Genomic DNA, 6,000 nt, shown 5'->3' with positions numbered 1-6,000 from the left:
TACTAATAGGTCGAGGGCTTGACCAGAATGGTCTGGTGGTTTGAGATAAGAGGCTTGTAAGAGAGCCGAACGGATGGTAATGATTTTTACAGTGTGTAGTTTTGAAGGTACATTTTAAGGCCCAATGGCTCAGTTGGTTAGAGCGCCGCCCTGTCACGGCGGAGGTCGCGGGTTCGAGTCCCGCTTGGGTCGCTTTTTTGACTTTCTTATTAATTTGGGATCTTAGCTCAGCTGGGAGAGCATCTGCCTTACAAGCAGAGGGTCACAGGTTCGAGCCCTGTAGGTCCCATTTTTATCGTATATGGATGGATTCCCGAGTGGCCAAAGGGGGCAGACTGTAAATCTGTTGGCAACGCCTTCGAAGGTTCGAATCCTTCTCCATCCACTGCATAATAATTATTAGATCCGCTGAAAGCGGAGAGTTTCACAACGAAACTGAGTTTTATAAGAGTTATGCACATAATTAAATAACGCGGGGTGGAGCAGTCTGGAAGCTCGTCGGGCTCATAACCCGAAGGTCATAGGTTCAAATCCTATCCCCGCTACTCAGGACAGATTTTTTGTCTGTCAAAAAACGCCCAGATAGCTCAGTTGGTAGAGCAGAGGACTGAAAATCCTCGTGTCACTGGTTCGATTCCGGTTCTGGGCATTTATAAACTTAATATTGGTATGGGATATTAGCTCAGTTGGTAGAGCACTTGACTTTTAATCAAGTTGTCCGGGGTTCGAATCCCCGATGTCTCATTTGGACGATTAGTAATATGTATTGCTAATCGTTTTTTGATGTATTAGGAAAGTTCGCCAAATGGCGGACTTTTGATGAAAAAAACCCGCAAAATGCGGGCAAAGCAAGCAGACGATGCTTAAAAGAGGTCAATATAAAATCCTTCTTCAAATTCATCGTTATCCAGATCATCATCTTCCGTAAGGAATTCATGCAGATCAAGCAGGTCAGAATCAGACATATTTTAAAAGTTTTCAATAAAAACACGGTCTAGCAGAGAGAAATGTTTCTGGTTACCTGGGACGTATTTACTCATAAAATCTCCGTCTACTACTGTCAGAAGGAATTACAAACATATTACATCTGTATGAAAGAGTATACATCAACTGTGCAGGAGTAAACTCCACTAGACAAAAGGGGAGTGGAATTTACTTTTTTATTTCAGGGGCGGATACTCAACACTTAAATCTATAGATTATTATTTAAAAATGGTTTATAATATTAATATATATTTTATGCTGGGGAGGATATAAAATTATGGCAATAATTAAATGCCCTGAATGTGGACAAGATATTTCGGATAAGGCAAAAAAATGCATTCATTGTGGGAAAGTTTTTGTTGAAGAAGAAATTGGAAAAGTGTTTGTAGTTTGTGCGGAATGTGGAGCAGAATTAGCTGAAACTGATGAATATTGTCCAAATTGTGGATGTCCTGTTAGTAAAAATAATCCTGTACAAAAGAAAAGTAAAAGGACACCAGTAATTATTATAACGATAGTAGGCGTAATAATAGTATTTAGTATTATCGGTTTTTTAGTTATAAAAATGAATGCTAATCCTGTACAAAAATATATCCGTTTATTTAATGGTAATAAGAGTGAGGAGGCTATGTCATTATATAATGAAAAAATAGAAGGAAACACCGAATTAATTAATGTTTTGGAAAAACAACTAAATTTAGAGATGGATGATATATATAAGCAATATAGTAGAAAAAAATTATCTTATGAAGAATCGATTAAAAAACTGGAAAATTACTTAATAAATGAACCTTCTAATGATTATGCAAGATCTATTAAACAAAAATTGGATGATCTCAATCATTCGAGAATAGCTTATACAAATGCTGTAGAAGCAGAAAAAAGTGGAGATATCAGTACCGCACTAAAAAATTATATAGAAGTAATTAAAGAAGATGAATCTTATACCGACGCTCAAACTAAAATTAAAAGTCTAACCGATACATATAAATCGCAGCTGTTAGCAGAAGCTGAAAACTATAGCCAAAACAAGCAAAATACGAAAGCAATTGAAACGATAGAGCAAATAATATCAGTTTTGGGTTCAAGTGAAGATTTGGAAGAATTAATAGAAAAGTATACTAATTTAAAATCAGAAGAATATGTGAAGGTAGTTGTAGAGGATAAAAGTGAAACCCCAATGGATTCTTCTAATTGGATTTTTAATAATTATGCTAATTTTGTTTTTTTGATTACTAATAATAGTGATAAAACAGTTGTCGGAGTAGAAGGGGTTCTTACGGTTAATGATTTATTCGGCAAGAAGATATTAAGTATGGGATGTGATTTTACAGGAAATACAATAGATCCTGGGGCATCCTATAGGGAATCCGAGTTAAGTTATGAGTGTAATCAATTTATAGATGACGATATGAAATTATTCAATACAAGGTTTGAAGACTTACAATTTATCTATGAGGTTACAAGCATTGTGTTTTCTGATGGATCTTCTATAGAACCATAATAATTCTAAGAAAGGTATATAGTTTAACGGCTATGTGCCTTTTTAGATTGAGAATATGTGATTGATCGAGTCAGTGAATTCCAATTCACAACAGTCATGTAAAGACTTTATTATTTTGAAACCAAGTGTTTTGTTTGCTTTTTATTACAAATATCCGTATAATTATTTTAGATCCGTATGATGAGAGACGTTTCTGTAAGTTCAGGTATACATATATTAAAGTACAAGGAGATTTCAATATGGATTATAACCGATGTCCGGAATGCGGGATGCCATTGGAGCCCAATGCAAAAAAGTGTACTTTCTGCGGAAAGAAATTGAGAAATAGGAAGGGAACACCGGCAACATTTAATACGTACGGCAACACGAATACAGCTAATTCCCAGAAATATGCAGGACCGCCGTATCAAAAACAAAATGCACAGGGGTCGGCAGGAAGCACATCCGATTCGAATCGTTCTTCCTCGAATTCGAATCAGAATACCTCACATATGAGCAATTCAGGACCAGCCAGACAGGCCGGCTCACAATATAATCCCTATGATTCCTTCCCAGGGAGAGGGGCGGCCGGCACTAATGCCAGTAAGAGTAATAAATGGGTGCTTACAGTTATTCTGGGAATCTGCGTCGTAGTGGTTCTGATCGGGGCTACGGTTATGGCATTTCAGAATGCGGCCAATCGCTTCTATCATCAGGAATATACATTGACGGAGCCTCCGCAAAATAATTATCCATCCACAGAATTCAGTTCAAATGATGGAATTGATCAAATTATGGAGGCTATATTTGATAAGCCGTCGGCGGCTGTGACAGAGGAAGAAATCAGCGCGATCCGGTACCTGAAGATTTCAGATAACTATGATGACGGCAGTATTGATATTTTTTTCAGTGACAGGGATTATTATGATTATGACGGCAGCGATGAGTATTTTGACGATTACGTGAACTATACCTATGTGGAGGACACGTACCTTGAGGCCGAAGATCTGGCTCGCTTCAAAGGTCTGACCAGGCTGGTGCTGGACGGTGCATATCTGGAGGACGTTTCCTCCTATAAGGCTTTGCAGAATTTAAGAGGTTTATTTTTATATAACACGGTCTATGGTTACAGCGACCTGGATGTATTTAACGATTTTCCTCAGCTGGAGGGGATTGGGATAGATTATATTACAGATTTAAGCGGTTTGGATCAATTTACGAATCTGAAAGAGCTGAATTTGTACAATTCCAGCTTTACAAACCTGGAGGATATCCTTCCATTAACCAGTTTGGAACGATTGTCCATTGAAGAGAATTATGTAATCAATTCTCTGGAAGGTGTACAGAATCTTCCGAATTTAAAATATCTGGATCTCTTTTATAATGAAGCACTCAAAGATTTGAGCCCGATCTCCCAATGCGCGGGCCTCACAGAGCTCAGTGTGGATCTGGATTACGCTGAGGAAATTCCGGACTTAACTACTTTGACGAATCTGGAAAGTCTGGAATTGGGTTACTTTATGGATCTGTCCGCCCTGAATATAAATAATCTGCCACAGCTGAAAGAAATCAGCTTTTACAGCGGCAGCTTTGATGAGAATAATTTTGTCAATATCTGTTCCCTGAATCAGCTGGAGAGATTGAATATGAACTGGTGTACCCTTTATTGTGATACAGACAGTTTGGCTAACCTGACCAGTCTGACGCACCTGGGTATTTCTGAAAACGGCATATCAAATATAGACTTTGTGGAAGGTCTGGGCCAGTTGGAGTATCTGGATATTTCTCTGAATAAGGTGCAGGATATCTCCAAACTCGCCGTTCTTGGCAATCTGACGTATGTGGATGTATCCGGTAATCCGGTGACAGATACCAGTGTACTGGAGCAGCTGCAATTGGAAGGTGTGGAAGTTTATAATTATGATGAATAGTAATCTGTATGCCAAGCTGCAGGCTTACGGCCGTTCGGATTTTTACGGGTTCCATATGCCGGGACATAAAAGGCAGATGCTGTATCCTTTTGAAGATCCATTCGGCATTGACATTACGGAGATTGACGGCTTTGATAACCTGCATCATGCGGAAGGGATTTTGAAGGAAGCACAGGAACGTGCGGCTATGTTATATGGATCATCGGAGACTCATTTTCTGGTCAATGGCAGTACGGCCGGCCTGCTCAGTGCGATCGCCGGCTGTACGACCCGGGGCGGCAAAATAATTATGGCAAGAAATTGTCACAAGGCGGTATATCATGCCGCCTTTTTAAATGATCTGGAAGTTATCTACTGGATGCCCCGCATGGATCCCGTAAATGGTGTAAATTGTGGATTACCTGTGGATAACTTAAAAAAACTGCTGAAAGAAAATCCCGATACACAAGCAATAGTAATGACTTCGCCCACTTATGACGGTGTTGTGTCAAATGTGGATAAAGTTGTGGAAATCGTCCACAAATGTGGAATTCCGTTAATTGTGGACGAGGCACATGGGGCACATTTTGGGTTTGATCCGCGGTTTCCTAAGAATTCTGTCGGGAAAGGCGCGGACGTAGTTATCCACAGTCTGCACAAAACGCTGCCTTCCATGACCCAGACAGCGCTGATACATTTGAACGGGTCATTGGCCGACCGGGAAAAGATCCGCAGGTATCTGAGTATCTACCAGACCAGCAGTCCTTCTTATGTATTGATGTCCAGTATCGACAGCTGTATCGGATTACTGGCCCGGAGAAAAGAGGAGTTATTTGACGCATTTTACCATAAACTTTCTGTTGTCAGAGATCAGCTGAGCCATATGCAGAAGTTGCATTTATTTAGCAAAGAAGATGCTGTCAGGCGCGGAGGGGCAGATCTGGATCCGTCCAAGCTGTTGATCACTACAGCCGGGGCGAATGTGAACGGAAAAGAATTGAGCAGCCTTTTGAGAGATAGATATCATCTGGAAATGGAAATGGAAACGTCAGGCTATGTTCTGGCACTTACGAGCATTGCGGACACAAAAGAGGGCTTTCAGAGGCTTACAAGCGCATTGATGGAGATCGACCGGCAGTGTGTGGCGGATGGGAAGTATCGTGATTATGCAGAGGCGGCCGATACCGCTGATGAAGATGCTGAGATGGCAAATGAAACCGCCATGACTATCTGGAAAGCAGATCAGTACAGAAAAAAGAGTGTCCTGCTGGAGGATAGCGCAGGGTCTGTCAGCGGAGAATTCGTATATCAATATCCTCCGGGGATACCGTTGATCGCGCCTGGGGAGATTATCTCAAATAAGGCCGTGGAGCTGATCTGCCGGGCGAAAGAACAAGGAATCAATGTTCAGGGAATGAAAGATTTTACGGCGGAATCGATCGAAATTCTGGACGAGATCAGGCGCTGTGAAAACTGATCATATTAACGGAAAAATACAATTATTATTGTATACTATGTCTCTTTCTAGTTGGAAAAAACTGTGCTATTCTGTATTAACTTCAATGAGATTCAGAAGCAAGTATTTTACTTCAATGAAGCTCAGGAAGAATACATTTAAATTGA

At 40.3% G+C, this 6,000-nt stretch carries 3 protein-coding genes and 6 tRNA genes; all 9 read left to right on the top strand.

Annotation, left to right across the window (positions count from 1 at the left end; all coding sequences use genetic code 11):
* Window positions 1–118 precede the first annotated feature (118 nt).
* The 9 genes from KTH90_RS20525 (at window position 119) to KTH90_RS20485 (ending at window position 5,854) form a co-directional block, all read left to right on the top strand.
* A tRNA-Asp gene (locus KTH90_RS20525) sits at window positions 119–192 on the top strand.
* A 24-nt stretch (window positions 193–216) separates the two neighbouring features.
* Window positions 217–289, top strand: a tRNA-Val gene (locus tag KTH90_RS20520).
* Between the two features lie 14 nt (window positions 290–303).
* Window positions 304–385 (top strand) — tRNA-Tyr (locus tag KTH90_RS20515).
* 86 nt (window positions 386–471) lie between these two features.
* Window positions 472–545, top strand: a tRNA-Met gene (locus KTH90_RS20510).
* Window positions 546–576: 31 nt separating this feature from the next.
* A tRNA-Phe gene (locus KTH90_RS20505) sits at window positions 577–649 on the top strand.
* A gap of 22 nt (window positions 650–671) precedes the next feature.
* A tRNA-Lys gene (locus KTH90_RS20500) sits at window positions 672–744 on the top strand.
* A 517-nt stretch (window positions 745–1,261) separates the two neighbouring features.
* Window positions 1,262–2,488 (top strand): zinc ribbon domain-containing protein, encoded by a 1,227-nt coding sequence (locus KTH90_RS20495; RefSeq protein WP_158351344.1) that lies wholly within the window; start codon window positions 1,262–1,264, stop codon window positions 2,486–2,488.
* A gap of 239 nt (window positions 2,489–2,727) precedes the next feature.
* A complete protein-coding gene (locus tag KTH90_RS20490) occupies window positions 2,728–4,398 on the top strand; it encodes a zinc-ribbon domain-containing protein (protein WP_238727398.1) in 1,671 nt (556 codons plus the stop codon).
* The gene (locus tag KTH90_RS20485) at window positions 4,388–5,854 is read left to right on the top strand and encodes an aminotransferase class I/II-fold pyridoxal phosphate-dependent enzyme (RefSeq protein ID WP_238727397.1); all 1,467 of its coding nucleotides are present in this window, start codon (window positions 4,388–4,390) and stop codon (window positions 5,852–5,854) included. The genes KTH90_RS20490 and KTH90_RS20485 overlap by 11 nt, the downstream gene beginning before the upstream one ends.
* The last annotated feature ends 146 nt before the right edge of the window (window positions 5,855–6,000 follow it).

It is taken from the genome of Diplocloster modestus (genome assembly GCF_019042245.1).
In the GTDB taxonomy this organism is placed as follows: domain Bacteria; phylum Bacillota; class Clostridia; order Lachnospirales; family Lachnospiraceae; genus Diplocloster; species Diplocloster modestus.
The sequence above is the reverse complement of the archived record's forward strand: the minus strand, read 5'-3'. Positions and strand labels throughout refer to the sequence as shown.